The organism is Amycolatopsis silviterrae (genome assembly GCF_042684085.1).
Classification (GTDB): domain Bacteria; phylum Actinomycetota; class Actinomycetes; order Mycobacteriales; family Pseudonocardiaceae; genus Amycolatopsis; species Amycolatopsis silviterrae.
In genome coordinates this window covers 277,988-299,832 of sequence record NZ_JBHUKS010000006.1, presented here as the reverse complement: position 1 = coordinate 299,832, position 21,845 = coordinate 277,988, and the positions used below count along the sequence as shown (strand labels likewise).

General features: G+C 70.3%; 17 protein-coding genes (1 of these 17 cut by a window edge). 5 read left to right on the top strand and 12 right to left on the bottom strand.

What is annotated here, in order from left to right; all coding sequences use genetic code 11:
• Nucleotide 1: 1 nt before the first annotated feature.
• The 3 genes from ACFSVL_RS10400 to ACFSVL_RS10390 all read right to left on the bottom strand — a co-directional run bounded on the left by ACFSVL_RS10400 (nt 2) and on the right by ACFSVL_RS10390 (nt 1,995).
• Nucleotides 2-247 carry a hypothetical protein gene (locus ACFSVL_RS10400; RefSeq protein WP_378302863.1) on the bottom strand — a complete coding sequence of 82 codons (246 nt, stop codon included), beginning with the start codon at nt 245-247 and terminating at the stop codon, nt 2-4.
• A gap of 19 nt (nt 248-266) precedes the next feature.
• Nucleotides 267-1,619 (bottom strand): MFS transporter, encoded by a 1,353-nt coding sequence (locus ACFSVL_RS10395; protein ID WP_378302861.1) that lies wholly within the window; start codon nt 1,617-1,619, stop codon nt 267-269.
• 64 nt (nt 1,620-1,683) lie between these two features.
• Nucleotides 1,684-1,995: a putative quinol monooxygenase gene (locus ACFSVL_RS10390; protein ID WP_378302860.1), complete on the bottom strand. Its 312-nt coding sequence runs from the start codon at nt 1,993-1,995 to the stop codon at nt 1,684-1,686.
• A 174-nt stretch (nt 1,996-2,169) separates the two neighbouring features.
• Here ACFSVL_RS10390 and ACFSVL_RS10385 point away from each other — a divergent pair, with 174 nt between their 5' ends.
• From ACFSVL_RS10385 to npdG, 5 genes are read left to right on the top strand one after another with little or no spacing between them, the layout of a single operon-like run.
• The gene (locus tag ACFSVL_RS10385) at nt 2,170-3,000 is read left to right on the top strand and encodes an Rv0792c family HTH-type transcriptional regulator (protein WP_378302858.1); all 831 of its coding nucleotides are present in this window, start codon (nt 2,170-2,172) and stop codon (nt 2,998-3,000) included.
• Nucleotides 2,997-4,001, top strand: coding sequence for a TIGR03619 family F420-dependent LLM class oxidoreductase (locus tag ACFSVL_RS10380; protein WP_378302856.1), 1,005 nt, complete (start codon nt 2,997-2,999; stop codon nt 3,999-4,001). Before ACFSVL_RS10385 ends, ACFSVL_RS10380 begins: the two co-directional genes overlap by 4 nt.
• Before the next feature lie 32 nt (nt 4,002-4,033).
• Nucleotides 4,034-4,741: a transglutaminase-like domain-containing protein gene (locus ACFSVL_RS10375; protein WP_378302854.1), complete on the top strand. Its 708-nt coding sequence runs from the start codon at nt 4,034-4,036 to the stop codon at nt 4,739-4,741.
• 29 nt (nt 4,742-4,770) lie between these two features.
• The gene (locus tag ACFSVL_RS10370; protein WP_378302852.1) at nt 4,771-6,180 is read left to right on the top strand and encodes an NAD-dependent succinate-semialdehyde dehydrogenase; all 1,410 of its coding nucleotides are present in this window, start codon (nt 4,771-4,773) and stop codon (nt 6,178-6,180) included.
• A gap of 32 nt (nt 6,181-6,212) precedes the next feature.
• On the top strand, nt 6,213-6,899 hold the full coding sequence (gene npdG / locus ACFSVL_RS10365; RefSeq protein ID WP_378302850.1) for an NADPH-dependent F420 reductase: 687 nt from the start codon (nt 6,213-6,215) through the stop codon (nt 6,897-6,899).
• A 244-nt stretch (nt 6,900-7,143) separates the two neighbouring features.
• On the opposite strand, the gene ACFSVL_RS10360 is transcribed toward npdG, so the two are convergent.
• The 9 genes in view from ACFSVL_RS10360 to ACFSVL_RS10320 are tightly spaced (at most 36 nt apart) and all read right to left on the bottom strand, a layout consistent with a single transcriptional unit that may run on beyond the window.
• Nucleotides 7,144-8,853 (bottom strand): 3-hydroxyacyl-CoA dehydrogenase family protein, encoded by a 1,710-nt coding sequence (locus ACFSVL_RS10360; RefSeq protein ID WP_378302848.1) that lies wholly within the window; start codon nt 8,851-8,853, stop codon nt 7,144-7,146.
• Entirely contained in the window at nt 8,850-9,605 is a 756-nt protein-coding gene (locus ACFSVL_RS10355; protein WP_378302846.1) for a thioesterase II family protein, read from the bottom strand. Before ACFSVL_RS10355 ends, ACFSVL_RS10360 begins: the two co-directional genes overlap by 4 nt.
• Nucleotides 9,606-9,641: 36 nt before the next feature.
• A complete protein-coding gene (locus ACFSVL_RS10350) occupies nt 9,642-9,776 on the bottom strand; it encodes a hypothetical protein (protein WP_378302844.1) in 135 nt (44 codons plus the stop codon).
• A gap of 22 nt (nt 9,777-9,798) precedes the next feature.
• Nucleotides 9,799-10,263: a nuclear transport factor 2 family protein gene (locus ACFSVL_RS10345; RefSeq protein ID WP_378302842.1), complete on the bottom strand. Its 465-nt coding sequence runs from the start codon at nt 10,261-10,263 to the stop codon at nt 9,799-9,801.
• A gap of 11 nt (nt 10,264-10,274) precedes the next feature.
• Nucleotides 10,275-11,108, bottom strand: coding sequence for a mycofactocin-coupled SDR family oxidoreductase (locus ACFSVL_RS10340; protein ID WP_378302840.1), 834 nt, complete (start codon nt 11,106-11,108; stop codon nt 10,275-10,277).
• A gap of 8 nt (nt 11,109-11,116) precedes the next feature.
• A complete protein-coding gene (locus ACFSVL_RS10335) occupies nt 11,117-11,539 on the bottom strand; it encodes an allene oxide cyclase barrel-like domain-containing protein (protein WP_378302838.1) in 423 nt (140 codons plus the stop codon).
• A 28-nt stretch (nt 11,540-11,567) separates the two neighbouring features.
• Entirely contained in the window at nt 11,568-11,927 is a 360-nt protein-coding gene (locus ACFSVL_RS10330; protein ID WP_378302836.1) for a nuclear transport factor 2 family protein, read from the bottom strand.
• A gap of 31 nt (nt 11,928-11,958) precedes the next feature.
• Nucleotides 11,959-13,179, bottom strand: coding sequence for a cytochrome P450 family protein (locus tag ACFSVL_RS10325; protein ID WP_378302834.1), 1,221 nt, complete (start codon nt 13,177-13,179; stop codon nt 11,959-11,961).
• A gap of 28 nt (nt 13,180-13,207) precedes the next feature.
• On the bottom strand, nt 13,208-21,845 hold the final stretch of the coding sequence (locus ACFSVL_RS10320) for a type I polyketide synthase (protein ID WP_378302832.1). 9,128 nt of this gene lie beyond the right edge of the window; only the last 8,638 of its 17,766 coding nucleotides appear in the window; its start codon lies beyond the right edge, outside the window; it ends in the stop codon at nt 13,208-13,210.

The following is a 21,845-nucleotide window of genomic DNA, read 5'->3' as shown; positions in this document are numbered from 1 at the left end:
CTCAGCCGGCTTCCCGCTGGACAACGGCAGTCCGCCGGAACGCGACCAACGCCAGCACCGGGTCGTCGGCCTCGGTCACCAGCGCGGAGAACTGGGCCGAGCCGGCGATCGCCCAGAACCCCAGAAAGCGCTCAGCACCACCACGATCGGCGTCGGCATGGTCCCGTACCACAGCGAGCACGACAGCGGTAGATCCGGACAGCTCCGGCTGACCCCACCGCACCCGGGCGGTGTCGTGCCCCGTCAAGCCACGACACCGCCCGGCCTCAGCGCGGAAGCGGCCGGCCCTTGGTTTCCGGCCCCACGAACCAGATCACGGCCAGCGCGATGACATACGCCGCCACCCCGACTGTGGTCGCCGCCGTCGAGATGCCGCCCAGCAGGCTGATGAGCACGCCGGTGAAGAGCGTGACCGCCGCGCCCGCGATCCGGGCGGAATTGAACACCGCCGAGATCGCGGTGGCGCGGCCCGTGGTCGGGAACAGCTCGGGCATGTAGATCGGCATCCAGGCGAACTGTCCCAGGACGAAGAACCCGGCGACCCCAGCCGCGACCAGCGCGATTTCCGGCGTGTGCACAGCGAAAAAGAAGACCGGAAGGATCACCGCGGACCCGACGTAGTACAGCACCATGGTGGGTTTTCGGCCCCACCGGTCCGCCAGGTAGCCCAGCAGCAGATAACCGGGCACCGAAGCGGCGTTGAACACCAGCCCCGCGTTCGCCGCCCACCCGCTCCCGCCGGGCCCGGCGAGCTGCGCGGTGTACTGCGGGATCCACGCGGACACGCCGTAGAGGCCGATCACCGACACCACGGTGATCACCAGCAGCCGGACCGCGCGGCGGCGGAGATGACGCTGGCTGAACACCGAGACGAACGGGGAACGCAACAGCTCGCGGTCCTCCTCGGATACCTCCCCGCCGTTGGCAACGGTTGCTTTGGCCCTGCGCCGGCGGTCGCGAACCGTCGTCCAGATCTCCGGATCGCGCACCGCGCGGCGCACGTAAAGCACCACCAGCGCCGGCAGCGTGCCGATGAGGAAAAGGCACCGCCAGGCCTGGTTCCCGATCGGCTGCACCAGGAACCAGGCGACCGCGGCGAGCACCGCGCCCACCCCGAAACCGGATTGCAGCACCGCCGCGGCGCGCCCGCGGCTGCGATCGGGCCACAGTTCGCCGATGAGCGTCGTCGCGCTGCCCCACTCGGCGCCCAGCCCCATGCCGGTGACGAAACGCAGGGCCAGCAACCACCAGTAGTTCGGCGCCAAGGCGGTCATGCCGGTGAACAACGCGTACCAGAGGATCGAAATCAGGAGGGTGCGCCGCCGTCCGAGGTAGTCCGCGGCGAACCCGGCGACGATCCCTCCTAACGCCCATCCCGCGAGGGTCGCGGCCACCAGCGCCGCGACGTACGCGGGAAGCCGGTCCAGCTGGCCGCTGGTGCCCAGCCCGGCGACGGCGGCCGGCCCCGCCAGGACGAGCGCGTAGGTCTCGAAGCCGTCGAACGTCCATCCGAGCCAGGACGCCGTGAGCGCGCGGCGGCTGGTCTTGTCGATACTGCGCACGGTCAGGGGTCGAGCAACGGTTTTGCGCGGTGGCAGGCCGCTTTCCAGGTCGGACACAGTGCTCTCCTTTGAGCTGCTCTTCGTTGAGCGTTCAGCGCGACGCCGGGGATGGGTGCCGAGATCAGTCGACCACGTCGACCGGAGCGAGGACAGTGACCTCGATCGGTTTGGCCAGCATTTCCGGCAGCTGGGCCCGGTAGTTCTTGTAGTGCGCGGAGGCGCGGTGCGCCTCGAGCGCGGGCGTGTCCTCGTAGCGCTCGACGAGCACGAACTCCGTGTCGCCTTCCCTGGCGGTGAACAGGTCGTAGCGGCGGCAGCCCGGTTCGGCGCGGGTCGGCTCGACCATGCCGCCGAGCAGCGCCTTCAGCTGCGCGGCGCGCTCGGGCGTCGGGGCGAAACGGGCGATCACGGTCACGGGGTTTTCGTCGGTCACGGTGTCTCCACTCTTCGGGTTCTGCCGGGGCGCCTCTTGCATCCCCTTCGATAAGACGTTATAAAACGTCTTATGCACAGTGTCAAGGCTCCGCGGCTCGCGGCGAACCCGCTGCCCGGTCCCTCGCGCCGGTCGCCGTGCGGCACCAGGCCGCCGGCCGGTTCAATACGACTTATGACATCCCATCAGGACGCCGAGTCCCGCCTCGACCTGTCGGCCGCCGGTCTGCGCATCGAACGGGGCCGCACCCCGGCCACCGTGCAGCTCGCGGAGCAGATCAAGGCCCAGATCGTCAAGCAGCAGCTGCCGCCCGGCGCGCGGATGCCCACCGAGAAGGAGCTGATCGCGGAGTCCGGGCTGAGCCGGATCACCGTCCGGGCCGCGGTGGGCGTCCTCGAATCCCAGGGCTGGGTGGTGCGCAAACAAGGGCTGGGCACGTTCGTGTCCGAACCGCGCGACCAGGAGCTGTCCTCCGGTGTCCGCACGATCACCGAGGTCCTGCTCGACCGCGGCGTCACCCCGCGCATCGACGTCCTGAGCTTCGGGATCGAACCCGCGCCGGCTCCCGTCGCCCAGGTCCTTGGCGAACCGGAAGTGCTCACCATCCGCCGCCGATACAGCGACAGCGAACAGCCGGTGGCGCTGGTGACGATCCACCTCCCGGCCCGGGTCGCCGAGGCCGCGGAACCCCTGCGGTCGGCCGAGCCCGCGACCGAAACCACGTACACGATGTGGGAACAGCGCCTGGGCACCCGCATCGCCGAAGCCCGGCACGAGATCCACGCGGCCGGCGCCTCCGCGGAAGTCGCGGCGGCACTGGAAATCGACGAGGGCGCCCCGGTCCTCGTCCTCGACCGGGTCAGCTTCGACCACGAGAACCGTCCGCTGGAGGTCGTGGTCTTCCACTACCGGCCGGAACGCTACGGCTTCGCCGTGACCCTCCCCCGGGTCCTGTCCGGCAGCCCGGCCGGGATGACCGACCGAACAGAAAGGCAGTCCCCATGACCGATCCCGTCCGCCCGCACGCCGGGCTGATCCTCGCCCTGACCATCCGCGGCCTGTCCGTGGGCGCTTACCCGGACATGGCCCGCGTGGCCAAAACCGCGGAGTCCCACGGGTTCGGCTCGGTGTGGCTGTGCGACCACTTCCTGACCCTCAGCCCGGACGACTACGTCCGGGACGCCGGGATCGCCGACAGTGCCGAAGCGGACGCGCCCGCCGAAGGCCCCTCCTCGATCCCCCTGCTCGAATGCTGGACGGCCTTGTCCGCGCTGTCCCGGGACACCACGACGCTGCGGCTGGGCACCAGCGTGCTGTGCAACTCCTACCGCCACCCCGCCGTCCTCGCCAAGATGGCCGCCACCCTCGACGTGATCTCGGACGGGCGGCTGGACCTCGGCCTCGGCGCGGGCTGGTTCCAGCAGGAATTCGAAGCCTACGGAATCCCGTTCCCGTCGACCGGCGACCGGGTCTCCGCGCTTGCCGAGTCGCTCCAGGTGCTGCGCAGCGTCTGGACCGAGCCGAACCCCCGCTTCCACGGGAAGTTCTACGAGATCGACGGCGCGATCTGCGACCCGCCGCCGGTGCAGCGGCCGCACCCTCCCTTGTGGATCGGCGGGGAAGGCGCGCGGGTCAGCCGCATCGCCGTCCGGCACGCGAACGGGATCAACGTCCGGTGGTGGGCTGCCGCGAAATGCGCCGAACGCCGTGCGCTGCTCGACCGCGAGTGCGAGGCGATCGGCCGCGACCCGGCCACTCTTGAGCTGTCGCTGACGACGCTGATCGCCCCCACCGAGTCGGCCGCGGAGCAGGAACAGCTGCGCGCGCGGTTCAAGTCGATCCCCGAAAGCGGTCTCATCACCGGCTCTCCCGAAGCCTGTCTCGAACGGCTTCGCGAATACCAGGACGCGGGAATCAACCACTTCCTCTTCACGATTCCCGACGTGGCGGAATCGGACCGTCTCGACGTCGTCGGCGAGCAGATCCTGCCGCACCTGTCCGCCTGAGCCCGCCCGCACCGCAGAAAGCGAGCCCCATCATGCCTTCCGAGGAATACCTCCGCCCGACCGCGTACATCGACTCGGACCACCCGCTCGTCGTCGCCACCGCCCGCGAACTCACCGCGGGCGCGACGACCGAGGTCGAACGACTCGGCCGCATCTACCACTACGTCCGCGACCTGCCCTACGACATCCTCGCCTCGTTCCGCTATCTCGCGCAGGGCCACACCGCCGCGAGCGCGGTGCTCGAGCACGGCGTCGCCTTCTGCATGGGCAAAGCAAGCTCGTTCGTCGCCCTGTCCCGCGCGGCGGGAATCCCGGCGCGCGTCGCCTTCCAGGCACTGGACGCGCCGAAAATGGAGTTCCTCTCCCCCGAGGTCCGCGTGCTGTGGGGCGGGCCGGCCGGACGCCCGCTGCCGTGGCACTCGCTCGGCGAAGCCTTCGTCGACGGCCGCTGGGTCAAGCTCGACGCCACCATCGACGCACCCACCGCGGCCCGGCTCGGGAAGCCCTACACCGTCGCTTACGACGGCCGCACCGACATCCCGACCGTCGAAGGGCCGGTGCTGCGCGAAAACGGCAGCTACGCGGACTACCCCGCCGAGGTCGCGGACTGGTACCTGCGGGTCTCTCGCGAGGTCCTCGACGCGCTCGGCGACCCGGCCGCGCACGACCGGGTCGCCGCCGACGACGTCCTCTGGAGCGGCCCGGACCCCGAAGCGGTGAACAGCCAAGCCGTCGCCTGACTTCCCCCACCGACCCGAGGAGCACCCCCATGCCCGCTCGCCAGATCACCTCCGTCAACCCTGCTACCGAGCAAGTGCTAGCTCAGTTCGACCCGCACACCCCGGCACAGATCGAAACCGCACTCGCCCGCGCCACCACCGCCGCCAGCCAATGGCGGGCAACACCGATCGAAGACCGAGCCCAGCACCTCCAGCGCGCCGCCGCCGTGCTGCGCGCCGACCGGGACCGGCTTGCCGCGCTGATCACCGAGGAGATGGGCAAGCCCATCGCCGAAGCGGAAGCCGAGGTCGAGAAGTGCGCGTGGTGCTGCGACTACTACGCGTCCGAAGGCCCGGCGCTGCTGGCCAGCCAGCCCGTCGCGACCGCTGCCGCGCGTAGCCACGTCGCCTACGACCCGCTCGGCTTGGTGCTCGCCGTGATGCCCTGGAACTTCCCGCTCTGGCAAGTGTTCCGCTTCGCGCCGCCGGCCCTGCTCGCGGGCAACGGTGCGGTCCTGAAGCACGCGTCGAACGTCCCGCGCTGCGCGCTCGCGATCGCCGACGTCTGGGACCGGGCCGGCTGCCCGCCGGGTCTGTTCAGCACCCTGCTCGTCGGTCCGGACGCCGTGCCCGGCCTCATCGCCGACGACCGAGTCCACGCGCTGACTCTCACCGGTTCCACCGAGGTCGGCGCCACCGTCGCCGCGATGGCAGCGCAGCACCTCAAACCGCAGGTGCTCGAACTCGGCGGCTCCGACCCGTTCATCGTGCTCGCCGACGCCGACGTGCCAGCCGCCGCCGCGGCAGCGGTCACCGCGCGCATGCTCAACTCCGGGCAGAGCTGCATCTCCGCCAAGCGTTTCATCGTCGAAGACGCCGTCGCCGACGATTTCACCGAAGCGTTCGCGGCCGGTGTCGCCGCATTGACCGTCGGCGATCCCTTCGATCGCGAGACCCGCGTCGGCCCGCTCGCCCGGGCTGGCATTCGCGCCGACCTGATCGACCAGGTCGCCCGCAGTGTCGCGGCCGGAGCCCGCGTCGTGACCGGCGGCACCGTCCCGGACGGGCCCGGTTTCTATTACCAGCCAGCGGTTCTCGATCAGGTCAGTCCGGAGATGGCAGTCGCGGCGGAAGAAACGTTCGGCCCCGTCGCCGCTGTCGTGCGCGCGAAGGACGCGGCCGAAGCCGTCGACCTCGCCAACGCCACCGAGTTCGGTCTCGGCGCCGCGCTGTGGACGAGCGACCTTGACCGGGCCGACCGCATCGTTCCCCGCCTCGACGCCGGAGCGGTCTTCGTCAACGGGATCGTCGCCTCCGACCCCCGCCTGCCGTTCGGCGGCGTCAAGCGCAGCGGCTACGGACGCGAACTCGGTGCCTTCGGGCTCCGGCAGTTCACCAACGTCAAGAGCGTCTGGGTCGGGCCCGCCCAGAACGGCCAGGACAGCCCGCTCAGCGAATGAACTCCCCCGCACCCCGACGAAAGCGACCTCCCATGCATCCACATTCGCCGAACCTAGAAACCGTCGCCATCGTCGGCGGCACCGGAGCGCTCGGCTTCGGGCTCGCGACCCGGTGGGCGCACGCCGGCGTCCAGGTGAAAATCGGTTCTCGCCGCGCGGACGCCGCGAAGGCCGCCGCGGCGCACCTACCCGGGGCGTCCGGCGGCGAGAACGCCGAGATGATCAAAGACGCGCCCGTTGTCGTCGTCGCGGTGCCCTTCAGCGCGCACATCGAAACCGTCCGGACGATCGCCGGCGTCATTCAGCCGGGCCAGCTGCTGATCGACACGACCGCGCCGATGGTGCCCGGACGGCGTGGCCTACGCCCCATCACCCCCTGGGCGGGCTCGGCGGCGGAGCAGGCGCAGGACCTGTTGCCAGCCGGTGCTTCCGTCGTCTCCGCGCTGCAGACCGTCAGCGCCGCGACGTTGCGGGACACCGCACAGCACCTTGACGAGGACGTGTTGCTCTGTGGCGACAAGAAGGCGGACAAGGAGGCCGCGGCGGCGCTGATCGCCCGGATCCCGGGTCTTCGGGCGATCGACTGCGGCCCGCTGGACCTGAGCGGAGTCTGCGAGCGGATGACCGCTTTGCTGATCGGAGTCAACCGGCGCTACCGGACCCACGCCGGCATCCGGCTCACCGGGCTGTCCGCGCCCAAGCTCGAACAGCCCGCGTGATTCCGCGGAAAGTCCGTGAGGGGAACCCTCACGGACTCTGATTCCCAACGCCAGGAACTTAAGGCGACGCCGCACCTGTCGACCGCCCACAAAGGACGCCAACGCCCGATTAATCCCCGCGTGACCGGGTGTGCGGGGCTGTGAGGGCCTCCCTGAGGGAATCTGATTCCCTCAGGGTTCCCCTCACGGACTCGGGGAAAAAGGCGGGCGCGACGCCACGCGGCTTAAGTTCCTGGCACTGGCGCTAATGCGGCCGGAACCCCCGCCCCGTCTTGACGCCGAAGTACCCGGCCGCCACGAACTCCGCGAGGTGGCCGGCGGGCGCCAGGCCCGGGCTGTCGAAGGACTCGTGCAGGCGTTGCTGGATCGCCAGCGAGACGTCGAGGCCGACGACGTCCAGCAGCCGGATCGGGCCGAGCGGGTAGCCGTAGGCCTGGGTCATCACGTCGTCGAGCGCGTCCAGGGTGGCCTGCCGGTCCTGGATCAGGGTCACCGCGCGGTTGAGGTACGGGAACAACAGCGCGTTGACGATGAACCCGGCCCGGTCGGAGCAGTGCACCGGCACCTTGCCGAGGGACCGCACGAGGTCGCCCGCCGCGGCGGTCACCGCCTTGTCGGTGAGGACGGTGTGCACTACTTCGACGAGCTTCATGGCGGGCGCGGGGTTGAAGAAGTGCATTCCCAGCACTTGTTCGGGGCGGGTCGTGGCGAGGGCGCTGTCGAGCACGGGCAGGCTGGAGGTCGAGGTGGCCAGCACGGCTTCCGGCTGCACCACCTTGTCCAGTGCGGCGAACACCGAGCGCTTCGTCTCGATGTCCTCCGAGACGGCTTCCACCACCAGGTCGCAGTCGGCGAGCGCGTCGTAGTCGACCGCTCCGGCGAGCCGTCCCACCGCGGCTGCCATGTCCTCGGCGGAAAGCTTGCCGGCGGCCACCCGCTTGGACAGCGAGCGCTCGATGGCCGCCCTCGCCTCGTTTACCCGCGTCCCGCTTCGGCCCAGCAGCGTGGTCGAATGGCCGTGCTGCGCGAACACCGACGCGATTCCGGTGCCCATCGTTCCCGCGCCGACCACGCCGATCCGCAGGGGCGGGTGTCGTGGGGCGGCGGCCGGTTTCGGCGGAGTTTCTCGGTCGTACGAGTGGAATCCCTGCCCGGATTTGCGGCCAAGTACGCCCTCGCGGTGCATCCGGGCGAGGATCGGGGCCGGTGCGAAACTCGCGTCGCCGGTGCGGTCGGCGAGCGCGGTGAGCGAGCGGACCACGTTGTCGACCCCGATCAGGTCGATCCGCCGCAGCGGCCCATGGCGCAGGCCGCACCCGAGTTCCATCGCGGTGTCGATGTCCTCGCACGACGCGTACCCGGAGCCGTACATCCGGGCCGCGTCGTTGAGGTAGCGCAGCAGCAGGCCGGCCCCGGTGAACCCGGGCTGGTCGTTCTGCCACAAGGGAACGCAGCCGAGCGAGCGCACCAGGTCGTCCACTCGCTGACGAACGCCTTGGTCTGTCACCGGCGTCGACACCAGCTCGGTGCCGCCGATCGTCTCCCCCGCCGCAGGAACGTCCAGTTGCAGGCCGACCGTGCGTTCCAGGGCACCGATCTTGGCGCCGATCTCCGTGACGGAGAACCCGGTCGTCGTCGCCACGAACACGGCGTCCGGGGTGCACCGCGCGACTGCGGTGCGCAGGACGTCCACCTTGACGTCGAGCGCTTCCGGGACCGCCTCGACGACCAGATCGGCTTGCGACAGCAGGCTCGGGTCCGTCGTGCAGGTGATCCGGTCGCGGGCTGAGTCGTCGGCCACCGCTGCGCGGACCTTTTCCCGTCCTCTCGCCAGTGCGTCCGCGTCCACCTCCGTCCCGACCACCCGGTGGCCCGCCTTGGCCAGCTGCGCGACCAGCGTGGCCCCGACCTCGCCCAGGCCGAACACCCAGACCAGGGAAAACGGTGGTGTCATCGCAGGTCCTCCCTTATCGCGGCCGTCATCGACCGCACCATCGGGGACAGCTGGTCGTTGAGGTAGAAGTGGCCGCCCGGATAGGTGGTGAGGCTGAACTCCCCGACGGTGTGGTCCCGCCATGCCTCTGCCTCGTCGAGCGACACCTTCGGGTCCGTCTGTCCGATGTGGACATGAATCGCGGTGCGCAGCGGAGCGGCGGGCTGCCACCGGTAGGTCTCGGCGGCCCGGTAGTCGCCGCGCACCTCCGGCAGGATCATCCGGACGATCTCCTCGTCGGCGAGAACCCGCGCGTCGGTGCCGGCGAGTCTCTTCATCTCGGCGACGAGCGCGCTGTCGTCGAGGGTGTGCACGCGCTCGTCGCGATGCCGGGACGGGGCCCGCCGCCCGCTCGCGAACAGCGCCAGCGGGTACACCGACCTCGCCTCCAGCCGGGCGGCCACCTCGAAGGCGACCGAGGCGCCCATGCTGTGGCCGAACAGGGCGATCGGCCGGTCGGCGCAGCCGAGCACCGGTTCGAGCACCGCGTCGGCGATCGCCGCCACGCTGGGCAGCAGCGGCTCTTTCCGCCGGTCCTGCCGTCCCGGGTACTGGATCGACACGACCTCGACCTGCGGCCCGAACCGCTCCGACAGGGCGACGTAGGCGCTCGCGGAACCTCCCGCGTGCGGGAAGCACACCAGCCGCACGGGCGCGTCCGGCACGGGGTGGAACCGCCTCGTCCACCGGTCGGCTTCGACGTCTTGCGCCACTCCTGCTCCTTGCTGAGAAGTCCGGTCTGCTCCAGGTCAGTCCGGCCACGGGTCGTCGTCGAGGTGGCTGTCGCCGATCCCGACGCATTCGACGTGGTCCTCGTCGATCCAGGTCGCGGGCCAGCTTTCCGCCACGGTGACCGGCTCCTCGTCTTCGTCTTCGGCATTCATCGGGAAAACTCCGCGGGGAGGGTTACGCGGTGGTGCCTTCCGGAAACTGGAAGGCACCGACTTCCGGCCTGGTCAACGGGATCACCTTGCGGCTGGAGAACTTCCACTCGCCGTTCTCGCGCACGTAGTGGTCCTGGTAGTACGCGGTGGCCCGGGAAGCCCCGCCGGCCCGCACGTCGCCCTGGGCGAAGACGTGGCAGGTGCCGGAAGCCCTGGTCTCGGAAAGGTCGGTGATGACGTGATTGGCCGTCAGATGGCACAGATTCTCCATCTGCCCGTAAATGTCGTTCTCGAAGTGTTTCCGGATCTCGTCTTTCCCGACGGCCTTTCCCAGCTCGAAGTCTTCCTCGTCGAAAACCGGATTGTCGTCGCTCCACAGCTCCATCAGAAGATCGAACTGGCGGGTGTCGAGCCGGTACGCGTATTTCGCCGTCAGCTCGATGATGTCGAGCCGATGGGCGACCAGCGCGAGTGCGCTCTGTGTCATGGGGACTGTCCTTATCGCAATTTGTTGGGGATCATCATTCCGGCGTCCACCGGAAGCGTGATCCCGGTGATGTTCCGCGCCTCGTCCGAGGCCAGGTACAGGACCGCGTCGCTGACTTCCCGCGGGTCGATCCAGCCGGTGGGCAGCGCGCTCAGTTCTTTCATGACATTGTCCGCGGCTTCGGGCGTCGGGTCCTCGACCTCGGGCAGGTACATTTTCCGCATCGTGGCGTTGTTGACCATCGGCGTGTCGACGTTGCCCGGGTTCACCGAATTCACCCGGATGTTGTGCGGCGCCAGCTCGACCGCCAGCGCGCGCATCAACCCGACCACGCCGTGCTTGGACGCGGTGTAGTGCGCCATGGTCGGCACGCCGATCAGCCCGGACACCGAACTGACGAAGACAATCGACCCGCCCTCGTTCCGTTCGAGCATGCGGGGAATCACCGCTTTCACGGTTTTCCACGAGCCCGTCAGGTTGACGTCGATCATTTCCTGCCAGGTCTCTTCGGAAAGCTCCCAGGCGAACCCGAAGCTGGATATCCCGGCATTCGCGCAGACGACGTCGATGTGGCCGAACTCGGCGATCGCCTCGTCCACCACGCCCTGCAAGGCCGGGAGGTCGCGCGTGTCCGCCTGGCGCGCGATGACCCGCCGGCCCAGCTTTTCGACCAGCTGCGCCGTCGAGGCGAGATCCTGGCCGTCCGCGCCCGGATGCGGTGCGGTTTCCAGCTCCGCGCACAGGTCGACGGCGACGATGTCGGCCCCTTCTTCGGCGAGCCGCACCGCGTGCGAACGGCCCATTCCGCGCGCGGCTCCGGTGATCAGGGCGACTTTCCCCGCCATCCGGCCGGTCATTCGGCGGTCGCGAACATGATCAGCTTGACGTCGGCGCCTTCTTCCTTGCCGAGGTCGTACGGACGCCAGGCCATGAACCCGGTCTGGCCGAGGTACCGGCCGCTGACGCCGACGCTCGGGTAATAGGCCCAGCCCCCGGACAGCAGGGAGCCCAGATCGATCCACCCGGCGACCCGGATCGTCCCGGACCCGTCCTCGAAGACGACCTCGTTGGTCAGGTAGGCCATGAACTGCTGGTCGGATTCCCGCCGGTAGAGCACCTTGTACCCGCCGGAGGTGGTGGCCACCTTTTCCCCGGACTTGGTGAACAGCGCGTGTTCGTAGCTGCCGCTCTGGCCGACCTGGATGTTCTGCAGGTCCTCGATGTCCGTGGTGGCGCTGATCGTCGTCTCGACCAGGTCCTCGTAACTGTTGAGCATGATGTCTCCCCTTTTCCGGTCGAGCGGTTCAGATCTTGCGGTAGACGTCTTTGAGCACGATTTTCCCGTCGCGCAGGACGAAAAGGTCGACGCCGCGGTTGAGCACCTTCCCGGCTTCGGTCTCCACGGTCCACCGGACCAGTCCCAGGTCCTCGCCGAGCATGATCGGCGCTTCGAATTTCGCGTCGGTGCCGGAGGCGAGCATTTTCTCGCGCATCGCGTTCATTCCGCGCATCAGGTCGCCGAGCTGGTTCTTGGCGTGCGCCGTGCCGACCCCGTCCCCGTCGGGCGTGATCCACTGGCCGTCGTCGGCGAAACACTCGACGGCGGCCTCGACGTCACCCGCACCCGAAGTCTTGAAGAACCGTTCGATCACTTCTGCGGACATAGCTCCGCTCCATTCTCTTTGTCGAAAGTGGTCATGCGTGCAATTTCACCGGCAGCCGCTCCAGACCGCGGAACTGCAGGGTGTAACGCCAGTTCAGCTCGTCCAGTGGTGCCGCCGCTTCCCAGCGCGGGAACCTTTCCAGCAGCCGCGACAGCACGATCTCGCCTTCAAGCCGGGCGAGCGGCGCGCCGACGCAATGATGGATGCCGTGCCCGAAAGCCAGGTGTGCGGCCGCATTCCGGCGGATGTCCAGCCGGTCCGGTTCGGCGAACCGATCCGGGTCCCGATTGGCCGAGCACAGCGCCAAAAATACCACCTCGCCGGCGGGTACGACAGTACCACCGATTTCCACGGATTCGGTGGTGTAGCGCAAAGTGGAAAGATTCAGCGGGCTTTCATAGCGCAGAAACTCCTCTACAGCGTTCGGCAGCAGAGCAGCGTCCCCGCGCAGCAGTTCCAGCTGTTCTGGGTGCTTCAGCAAAGCGTACACCGAACTGCTGATCAAGTTCGCAGTCGTCTCGTACCCCGCGTTCATCATCAAGAAGATGGTGGAAAGAAGTTCGGACTCGTCGAATCGCTCCTCGTTGCCCGGATCGGTCATCGCGTTGATCAGGTCGTCCGCGGTGTCCTGCCTCGCCGCTTTCTCGGCGATCAAATCGCGGAAGTACTCGAACGACGCCATGTACGCCCGGTACTTGTCCGACGGTTCCGAATCGACACTGGTCAGCGTGCGATTCCACCGGCGGAGATCGTGATGGGCGGCGCGGGGCACGCCGAGCAATTCGCCGATCACCGCGATGGGAATGGCCATCGCCACCTGCTCCACCAGGTCGATCTCGGCGCCGGCGGGGATCGACCCGAGCACCTCGTCGGTGATTTCCTCGATCCGCGGGCGCAGGTTCTCGGTCCGGCGCATCGTGAACGCCCTGCCGAACATCCGGCGCAGCCGCGAATGCCGCGGCGGATCGCTGAACAGCATGCTCTCCGACGTGATCGCCTCGCCCGAGACGTCCTCCGTGCTGTGCTTGGCGATGACCGGCGCGGCGCCCCCGGCCGCTTTCGAGAGCCGGGGATCGGCCAGCAGCCGGCGCACGTCGTCGTACTCGGTGACCAGCCATGCGTGCAGTCCGGTGCTCAACGTCTTGATGACGAGCCGCCGCGGGCCTTTCCCGGCACGCATCTCCCGGTAGGCCAGGTACGGGTCCTGGATGAATTCCCAGCTCAGCAGGTCGGCCTCGGTTAACTCAGTCATAGCGGGTGTCCTTAAAGTGTCGGAGGAATCAGCGGTGCTGGCCGGGACCGCCCAATTCCCGGTTGATGAAGTCGAACAATTCGTTGTCGTCGGCGTCCGCGATGAGCTGGCTCTGCTCGGAATGGCCGGCGAACGCGGCGGCCATTTTCTGGACTCGCCGCAGCACCTCGTCCTTGGCTGCCTCGTCGGTGACCGCCGAGAGCATCTCCTCCAGCCGGTCGAGTTCGGCCAGCGCGGATTCGGCCGGGTCGGCGTCCGCGCCGAACATCGCTGCCCGCAGGTAGTCGCGCAGCGCCAGCAGGGTCGGATGGTCGTAGGTGAGCGTCGCGGGCATCGCGAGCCCCGTCGCCGCGACGAGCCGGTTACGTAGTTCGACGGCGGCGAGCGAGTCGAAACCCAGTTCAGCGAACGGCTTGGTCGGCGAAAGGGCTTCGGTCGAGCTGTGCCCGAGCGCCTCGGCCACCTGCTCCCCTACCAGCTCCAGCAGCGCGGCGTCGCGTTCGTCCCCGCCCAGGGCGCCCAGCCGTGCCCAAGCCCCAGACCCGCCGCCGTCTGGCTCGGCGAGCCGATCCGCCGCCGAGAATGCCGCCTGATACTCGGGCAGGTCGCTGATCACCGCGCATTTGACGGTGCCCGCGGTCGCCTTGACGAAGCGGGTCCAGTCGACGTGCGTCATCGCGAGGTAGGTCTCGTCGTGGTCCAGCGCCCGCCGCAGCCCGGCCAGCGACTGGCCGGGATCCATCGCGTGCAGGCCCCGGCGGCTCGCCCGGTCAGTCGCGCCGGTGTCGTCGGCCATGCCTCCGCCGGCCAGCAGGCCCCAGCCGATCGTCGTGGCGGGCAGGCCGCGCGCCCGCCGGTGGTGGGCCAGTGCGTCGAGGAAGGCGTTCCCCGCCGCGTAATGCGACTGGCCGGGCGAGCCGATCAGACCGGCGGCCGAGGAGAACAGCACGAAGGCCGAGAGGTCCAGGTCCTGGGTCAGCTCGTGCAGGTTCCCCGCTCCGTCCACTTTGGACCGCAGCACGTGGTCCAGCCGGTCGAGGGTCAGCTCGGTGAGGACGCCGTCGTTGGCCACGCCCGCGCTGTGGAACACGGCCGTCAGCGGAAGGTCGTCGGGAAGATCCGCGAGCAAGGCCCGCACATCCTCCCGATCGGCGACATCGCAGGCGGCGATCGTGACCGCGGACCCCAAAGCGGTGAGATCGGCTTCGAGTTCGGCGGCACCCGGCGCTTCGCGGCCCCGGCGGGAGGTGAGCACGAGATGTGGCGCGCCCTGTTCGGCCAGCCAGCGCGCGGTGCGGGCGCCCAGACCGGTGAGGCCGCCGGTGACCAGCACGCTGCCCGACGGCCGCCAGTTCCGGCGCGGCAGCTCGTCCGGGTCGGCCCGGACCAGCCGGCCGCCGAGGACGACGCCGTCCCGCAGCGCGGCTTGTTCCCCGGTGCCGCCGTCGCCCAGCAGGCGGATCAGCGCGGCCGCCGAGGCGTCGTCGGGGGTGCCCGGCAGGTCGGCCAGGCCGCCCCAGCGGCCAGGGCGTTCCAGCGCGAGCGTCCGGCCGAGACCCCACAGCAGGGCTTGGCCGGGATGGTCGAGGCGGTCGCCGGGGACGGCGTGCACCGCGCCCTGGGTGAGGCACCACAGCGGCGCGTCGATCTCGCGGTCCTCCAGCGCCTGGACCAGGCTCACCGTCGCGGCCAGGCCGACCGGCACGCCCGGGTGCCCCGGGACGCGGGACTGTTCCGCCGCCAGGAGTGAGACCACCCCGGCGAGCGGCGGGTCGCCGAGCCGGTCCGCCAGGGTGGCCCGGTCCAGCTCGTGCTCACCGATCGCCAGGACGCGGACCTCGGCCCCGGCTGCGGTCATCGCCGCTTCGATCGACGCGGCCCAGTCGTCGCGGTGACCGGCGGGCACTGCCAGCAGCCAGGTGCCGGTGAGCGTGCCGTCGGCGCGGGTCGGGACCGGCCGCCAGCTCAGCCGGTACCGCCAGCTGTCGACCGTCGTCTTCTCGCGCTGGCCGAGGCGCCACCGGGTCAGGGCAGGCAGCACGGCACCGAGGCCGTCGCGTTCCTCTGTGGACAGTTCGGCGCTCAGCCCGTCGAGGTCGCCCTGTTCGACCAATCCCCAGAACCGGCTGTCCACGGTGTCCGCGCCGGTTGCCGCCGCGGCCGGGGTGTCCGGCCAGTAACGCTGGTGCTGGAACGCGTAGGTCGGCAGCGGGGTCCGTCCCGTGCCCGCCTTGGGGAACAGCGCAGACCAGTCGACCTCGACCCCGGCGGTGAACAGGGTGCTCAGCCCGGCGAGCACGGATTCGGTCTCGGGACGGCCTCGCCGGAGGCTGGGCGCCGCGACGACGCCGGGCGCGCATTCGCGGACCAGGCCGGTGAGGATCGCGTCCGGCCCCAGCTCCAGGAAACGGGTCGCCCCGCCGTCCCGGAGTTCGGCGACCAGGTCGGCGAACCGCACCGCGTCCCGGACGTGCCGCACCCAGTACTCGGGGGTGGCCACCTCGCCGCCGGTCATCGGGATCCGCGGCGGCCGGAAGTCCAGGTCTTCAAGCACAGCCCGGAATTCCGCGAGCATGGGGTCCATGAGCGGCGAGTGGAACGCGTGGCTGACGGCCAGCCGCTTCGTGCGGTATCCGGCGTCGGCGAGGTGTTGCCCGACCTCGGCGACGGCGAGTTCGGTGCCGGAAATGACCACCGACTGCGGGGTATTGACCGCGGCGATCGACACGGCCCCCTCCACGAGCAGCGGAGCCACCACGTCCTCGCCCGCGTTGACGGACAACATGGTTCCGCCGGGCGGGAGCGCCTGCATGAGCCGGGCCCGGGTCGTCACCAGCACGCAGGCGTCGGCCAGCGAAAGCACGCCCGACACGTGGGCGGCCGTGATCTCGCCGACGGAATGGCCGGTGACGAAGTCGGGCCGGATGCCCCAGGACTCGAACAGTCGGAAGAGCGCCACTTCGATGGCGAACAGCGCGGGCTGGGCGAACTCCGTGGCGTTCAGCCGGGCATCGTCCTCCGCGAAGACGATGTCCCGCAGCGACGGGTCTAGTGCCGCGCACACCTCGTCGAACGCGGCGGCGAAAACCGGGAAGTGGGCGTGGAGTTCGCGGCCCATCCCGGCTTGTTGCGCCCCCTGCCCGGTGAACACGACCGCCAGGCCACCGTTGGTGCCGGGTGCGGGGGTGTCGTCAGTGAACGCCGCGAGCCGGTCGCGCAGTTGGTCGCGGCCGTCGGCGAGAATCACCGCCCGGTGTTCATGCATCGCGCGGTCGGTGACCAGCGAACGCGCGACGTCGGCCACCGTCAGTTCGGGCCGTTCGGTCAGGTGGTCGTGGAGGCGCGCCGCCTGGGCGCGCAGGGCTTCCGGTCCTCGGGCCGACAGCACCACTGGGTGCACCGGCCTGGTCGCGGAGTCCTCGTCCGCGGGGACGTCGTCGGGTGCTTGTTCCAGGATGACGTGCGCGTTGGTTCCGCTGAGGCTGAACGCGGAAACGCCCGCCCGGCGCGGATGACCCGCTTCAGGCCACTCGCGCGACTGGTCCAGCAGCGCCACCCCGCCGGAGGACCAATCGACCTCGGGCGACGGGGTCTCGGCGTGCAGGGTCCGGGGCAGCACGCCGTGCCGCATCGCCATGATCATCTTGATGGCTCCGGCGGCACCGGCGGCGGCCTGCGAATGCCCGATGTTCGATTTGATCGAACCGAGCCACAGCGGGGCTTCGCGGTCGCGTCCGTAGGTGGCCAGGAGGGCTTGCGCCTCAATGGGATCGCCGAGCCGGGTCCCGGTGCCGTGTCCCTCCACCGCGTCGACCTCGTGCGCGGACAACCCGGCATTGGCCAGCGCGCCGCGGATGACGCGTTGCTGCGACGGGCCGCTCGGCGCGGTGAGGCCGTTGGAAGCGCCGTCCTGGTTCACCGCCGAGCCCGCCAGGACTGCCAGCACGCGATGGCCGTTGCGGCGGGCGTCGGAAAGCCGCTCCAGCACGAGCAGGCCCACGCCCTCCGCCCAGCCGGTGCCGTCCGCGCCAGCGCCGAAGGCCCGGCACCGGCCGTCCGGGGACAGGCCCCGCTGCCGCGCCATCTCCACGAACATGCCGGGGGTGGCCATCGTGGCGACGCCGCCGGTCAGCGCCAGCGAGCACTCGCCCGAGCGCAGTGCCTGGGCTGCCAGGTGCATGGCCACGAGCGAGGACGAACACGCCGTGTCGACGGAGACCGACGGCCCTTCGAAGCCGAATTCGTAGGACAGCCGCCCGGAAATGACGCTGGCCGCGTTGCCGGTCAGCACCCGGCCGCCGAAGTCGCGGGAGTCCTTGGCCAGCACGGCCGGGTAGTCACTCCCGTTCGCGCCCACGAACACCCCGACCGGGCCGCCGCGCAGGACCGACGGGACGATGCCCGCGTTCTCGAACGACTCCCAGGCCGTCTCCAGCAGCAACCGCTGCTGCGGGTCGATGGCGATCGCCTCGCGCGGCGAGATGCCGAAGAAGCCGGAGTCGAATTCGGCCAGGCGGTCGAGAAAACCGCCGCCCTGCGCGTACGTCGTGCCGGCGTGTTCGGGGTCCGGGTCGTAGAGGCCAGCCAGATCCCAGCCGCGGTCGGCCGGGAAGCCGGTGATCGCATCGCGGCCCTCGGCCACCAGCCGCCACAGTTCGTCGGGCGAGTTCACCCCGCCCGGGTAGCGGCAGGCCATGCCGACGATCGCGATCGGGTCGTCGGCTTTCGCGGCCACGTGTGCGGCCGGAGCGGTCTCGGTTTCGTCGCCCACCAGCGTGGACCGGACGAACTCGGCCAGCGCCTCAGGAGTCGGGTAGTCAAACACCAGCGTCGCCGGCAGCCGCAGCCCGGTGGCGGCGGTGAGCCGGTTGCGCAGTTCGATCGCGGTGAGCGAGTCGAACCCGACCTCGTAGAAGGCGCGGGTCATGTCGACCGACGCTCCGCTCGGATAGCCGAGCACCGCGGCGATCTGCTCGCGCACCAGCTCGGCGACAGAGGAACCGGTCAGCTCCAGTCCCCCGGACGACGCTCGCGCCGCGCGCCGGACCGGACGCCGCACCAGGCCGCGCAGCAGAGCGGGCACCGTGCCCGCCGACCGCACCGCGGCCAGGTCGAGGCGGGCGGCCATCACGTTCGGGCGAGCTAGATCCGCTGCCGCAGCCAGCGCTTCGAGGCCCTGGGCGGTCGGCATCGGCAGCATCCCGCCCCGCCCCATGCGAGCCACGTCGGTCTCGCTGAGGTTCTCGGTCATGCCGCCGTCCTCGCCCCACCAGCCCCAGCTGATCGAGACCGCGGGGAGGCCGTCGCGATTGCGCTCGACGGCCAGCGCGTCGAGGAAAGCGTTGGCAGCGGCGTAGTTCGCCTGGCCTGGTGCGCCGAAGGGTGCGGCGGAGGAGGAGAACAGCACGAACGCGGAGAGGTCCAGCTCCCGGGTCGCTTCGTGCAGATGCCATGCGCCGTCGACCTTGGGTGCGAGTACCGCGTCGACCCGGTCGCTGGTCAGGGCGCCGAACACGCCGTCGTCCAGCACCCCGGCGCAGTGCACCACCGCGGCGAGCGAGGGCGCTGCCGAGCGCACCATGGCCGCGACCTGCTCGCGGTCGGCGACATCGCAGGCGACGACGCGGACCGTGGCACCGAGTTCGGTCAGTTCGGCGGCGAGCTGGGCGGTCCGGGGCGATTCGGGGCCTTGTCGGGAGGCCAGCAGCAGGTGCCGCGCGTCGTGCTCGGTGACGAGGTAGCGGGCCACGTGCCCGGCTAGCACCCCGGAGGCACCGGTGATCAGCACGGTTCCGGCCGCCCACGAGGTGGCGTGCGCGGTATCGGTGGTGCCCACGCGCGCGAGCCGTGGGGCATAGAGCGCGCCGTCGCGCACCGAGACCTCCGGCTCGCCCGATTCCACGGCCGCCTGCAGCGCTGCAGTGGTGATCGTGTCGGCTTCGATGAGGACGATGCGGTCGGGGTTCTCCGACTGTGCCGAGCGCAGCAGGCCACGCACCGTCGCGCCGATCAGGCTGTCGGTCGTCACGACGGCCAGCCGGGAGGACTCCGAGGCTGGATCGGTCAGCCAGGTCTGCACCGAGTGGAGCACGTCGTTCACCGCTGTGTGGACATCGGCGGGACCGGTGGCCTCCCCCGGGACCGACATCGCCACAATGGGCGGGCCGTCCAGCACGAGGTCCTCGGACCGGCCGCATTCGACCCAGTTGATCTCGAACAGCGCGTCGTCGCGGGAAGCGCGGAGCTGGTCCGCGGAGACCGAGCGCGAGGACAGCGCTGCCACGCTGAAGACCGGAGCGCCGGTCACGTCGAAGGCATCCAGGGCGACCGTGTCGGTGGACACCGGCCGGACCCGGATGCGCAGTGCGGTCGCACCTGAAGCGAACAGTCGTACTCCCGCCCACGAGAACGGCACCAGCCCCTGCGGAGTGTCGGAGGTGAGGGCCCGGAGCACGCCGCCGTGCAGACCGGCGTCCAGCAACGCCGGGTGTACGCCGAAGCGCTCGACGTCCGTGCCCTCCGGCGGCAACGCCACCTCGGCGTACAGCTCCGCATCGCGTCGCCAACATGCCACCAGGCCCTGGAACGTCGGCCCGTAGTCGTGGCCCGCCTCGGCGAACAGGTCGTACGCGCCGTCGACGTCGACGGCCTCGGCTCCCGGCGGCGGCCACTCGGTGAGCGCGTCGGGGTCCGGTGTGCTTTCCGCAGACACCGTTCCGGTGGCGTGCTGGGTCCAGGGGAGATCGTCGTCGGGGCGGGCGGAGATCGTGATCTTCCGGCGGCCGTCCTCGTCGGGGGCTTCCACCACGATCTGCAGCGCGACTGCTTCGGAGATCAGCAGCGGGGCCTCGATCGTCAGCTCGTCCAGCAGGCTGCAGCCGACCTGTTCGGCGGCCCGCAGCGCCAGGTCCACGAACGCGGTGCCGGGCAGCAGGGCCTGTTTGAACAGCACGTGCTCCCGCAGCCACGGCTGGGTCCTCGGCACCAATCGGCCAGTCAGCAGCACGGCTTCCCCGCCCGCCATTTCCACTCCGGCCACCAGCAGCGGATGGTCGAGCGGATCGAGGCCGACGGCGGCGAGATCGGCCGGTGGTTCGGGGGCGTCGAGCCAGTACCGCTGGTGCTGGAACGCGTACGTGGGCAGCGAAGTGTGCCCAGCGCCAGTGCCGTCGAACACGGCCAGCCAGTCGACCTGCACTCCGGCGGTGAACAGCGTGCCGAGTCCGGTGAGCGCCGTCTCGGTTTCGTCGCGATCCCGGCGCAGGCTGGGGACCGCGACGACGTCCGGCTCGTCGAGACACTCGCGGATCGCACCGGTCAACGGCGCGTCGGGACCGATCTCCAGGAACCGGGTGACGCCGTCGCCGTGCAGTTCGGACACCCGGTCGGCGAACCGCACCGTGTCCCGCACGTGCCGCACCCAGTACTCCGGATCCGTCACCTCGCCGGCCAACGGAATGCGGGGCGGCTGGAACGCCAGATCTCGAACCACAGCACGGAATTCGTCCAGCATCGGGTCCATCAACGGCGAGTGGAACGCGTGGCTGACGGCGAGCTGTTTCGTGCGGTGCCCGTTCTCGGTCAAGCGCCGCACGATCTCGGCGACGGCCGCCTCATGCCCGGAGAGCACCACCGAACCGGGGGTGTTGACCGCGGCGATCGACACCGCGTCCGCGTACTCGGCGACCAGCGGAGCGACCACCTGCTCGCTGGCGGTCACCGAGACCATCACCCCGCCCGGGGCGAGCCGGGCCATCAGGCGGCCCCGCTCGGACACCAGCCGTCCCGCGTCCGGCAGCGACAGCACGCCGGCGACGTGCGCGGCCGCGATTTCGCCCACCGAATGACCGGTGAGGAAGTCCGGCCGGACGCCCCAGGACTCGTACAGCCGGAACAGCGCCACCTCAACCGCGAACAGCGCGGGCTGGGCGATTTCCGTGGAGTCGAGCCGGTTTCCCCCGTCGCCGAGGACGGCCTCCCGGACCGCCGGAGCCAGCTGCTCGCACGCCTCGTCAAACGCGGCCGTGAAAACCGGGAACTGTTGGTACAGCTGCGAACCCATGCCAGGGTGTTGCGACCCCTGGCCGGTGAACACCATCGCCAGCGAGCCCCGCCGGGCCACTCCCCCGTCCCCGAGCGCCGCCAACCGTTCCCATGCCTGCTCGCGGTCGCGGGCGAGCAGGACCACCCGGTGGTCGTGGGCGGCCCGTTCGGCCACCAGGGAATGGGCCACGTCCGCCAGCGCGACGTCGGGCCGGTCGCGCAGGTGGGCGGCCAGCCGATCGGCTTGGCCCCGCAGCGCTTCCGGTCCCCGGGCCGACAGGACGAGCGGCCAGGTCTCCAGCTCGGCGTGCTCAGACGCCGGGGCGGCGGGCTCGGCCGGGGGCTGTTCCAGGATGAGGTGCGCGTTGGTCCCGCTGACGCCGAAGGACGACACGCCCGCCCGGCGGGGACGGCCGCGGTCCGGCCATTCCCGGGCCCGGCCGAGCAGCGCGACCGCGCCGGAGGACCAGTCCACCTGCGGCGACGGAGTCTCCGCGTGCAGGGTCTTGGGCAGGATGCCGTGCCGCATCGCCAGGACCATCTTGATGGTGCCCGCGATGCCCGCCGCCGCCTGCGTGTGGCCGAGGTTCGACTTCACCGATCCCAGCCACAGCGGGTCGTCC

Excerpts from the sequence above, each read along its gene's own strand:
- ACFSVL_RS10385 (WP_378302858.1), top strand. The coding sequence starts at position 2,170 with ATGACATCCCATCAGGACGCCGAGTCCCGCCTCGACCTGTCGGCCGCC.
- ACFSVL_RS10380 (WP_378302856.1), top strand. The coding sequence starts at position 2,997 with ATGACCGATCCCGTCCGCCCGCACGCCGGGCTGATCCTCGCCCTGACC.
- ACFSVL_RS10375 (WP_378302854.1), top strand. The coding sequence starts at position 4,034 with ATGCCTTCCGAGGAATACCTCCGCCCGACCGCGTACATCGACTCGGAC.
- ACFSVL_RS10370 (WP_378302852.1), top strand. The coding sequence starts at position 4,771 with ATGCCCGCTCGCCAGATCACCTCCGTCAACCCTGCTACCGAGCAAGTG.
- npdG (WP_378302850.1), top strand. The coding sequence starts at position 6,213 with ATGCATCCACATTCGCCGAACCTAGAAACCGTCGCCATCGTCGGCGGC.
- ACFSVL_RS10360 (WP_378302848.1), bottom strand. The coding sequence starts at position 8,853 with ATGACACCACCGTTTTCCCTGGTCTGGGTGTTCGGCCTGGGCGAGGTC.
- ACFSVL_RS10350 (WP_378302844.1), bottom strand. The coding sequence starts at position 9,776 with ATGAATGCCGAAGACGAAGACGAGGAGCCGGTCACCGTGGCGGAAAGC.
- ACFSVL_RS10345 (WP_378302842.1), bottom strand. The coding sequence starts at position 10,263 with ATGACACAGAGCGCACTCGCGCTGGTCGCCCATCGGCTCGACATCATC.
- ACFSVL_RS10340 (WP_378302840.1), bottom strand. The coding sequence starts at position 11,108 with ATGGCGGGGAAAGTCGCCCTGATCACCGGAGCCGCGCGCGGAATGGGC.
- ACFSVL_RS10335 (WP_378302838.1), bottom strand. The coding sequence starts at position 11,539 with ATGCTCAACAGTTACGAGGACCTGGTCGAGACGACGATCAGCGCCACC.
- ACFSVL_RS10330 (WP_378302836.1), bottom strand. The coding sequence starts at position 11,927 with ATGTCCGCAGAAGTGATCGAACGGTTCTTCAAGACTTCGGGTGCGGGT.
- ACFSVL_RS10325 (WP_378302834.1), bottom strand. The coding sequence starts at position 13,179 with ATGACTGAGTTAACCGAGGCCGACCTGCTGAGCTGGGAATTCATCCAG.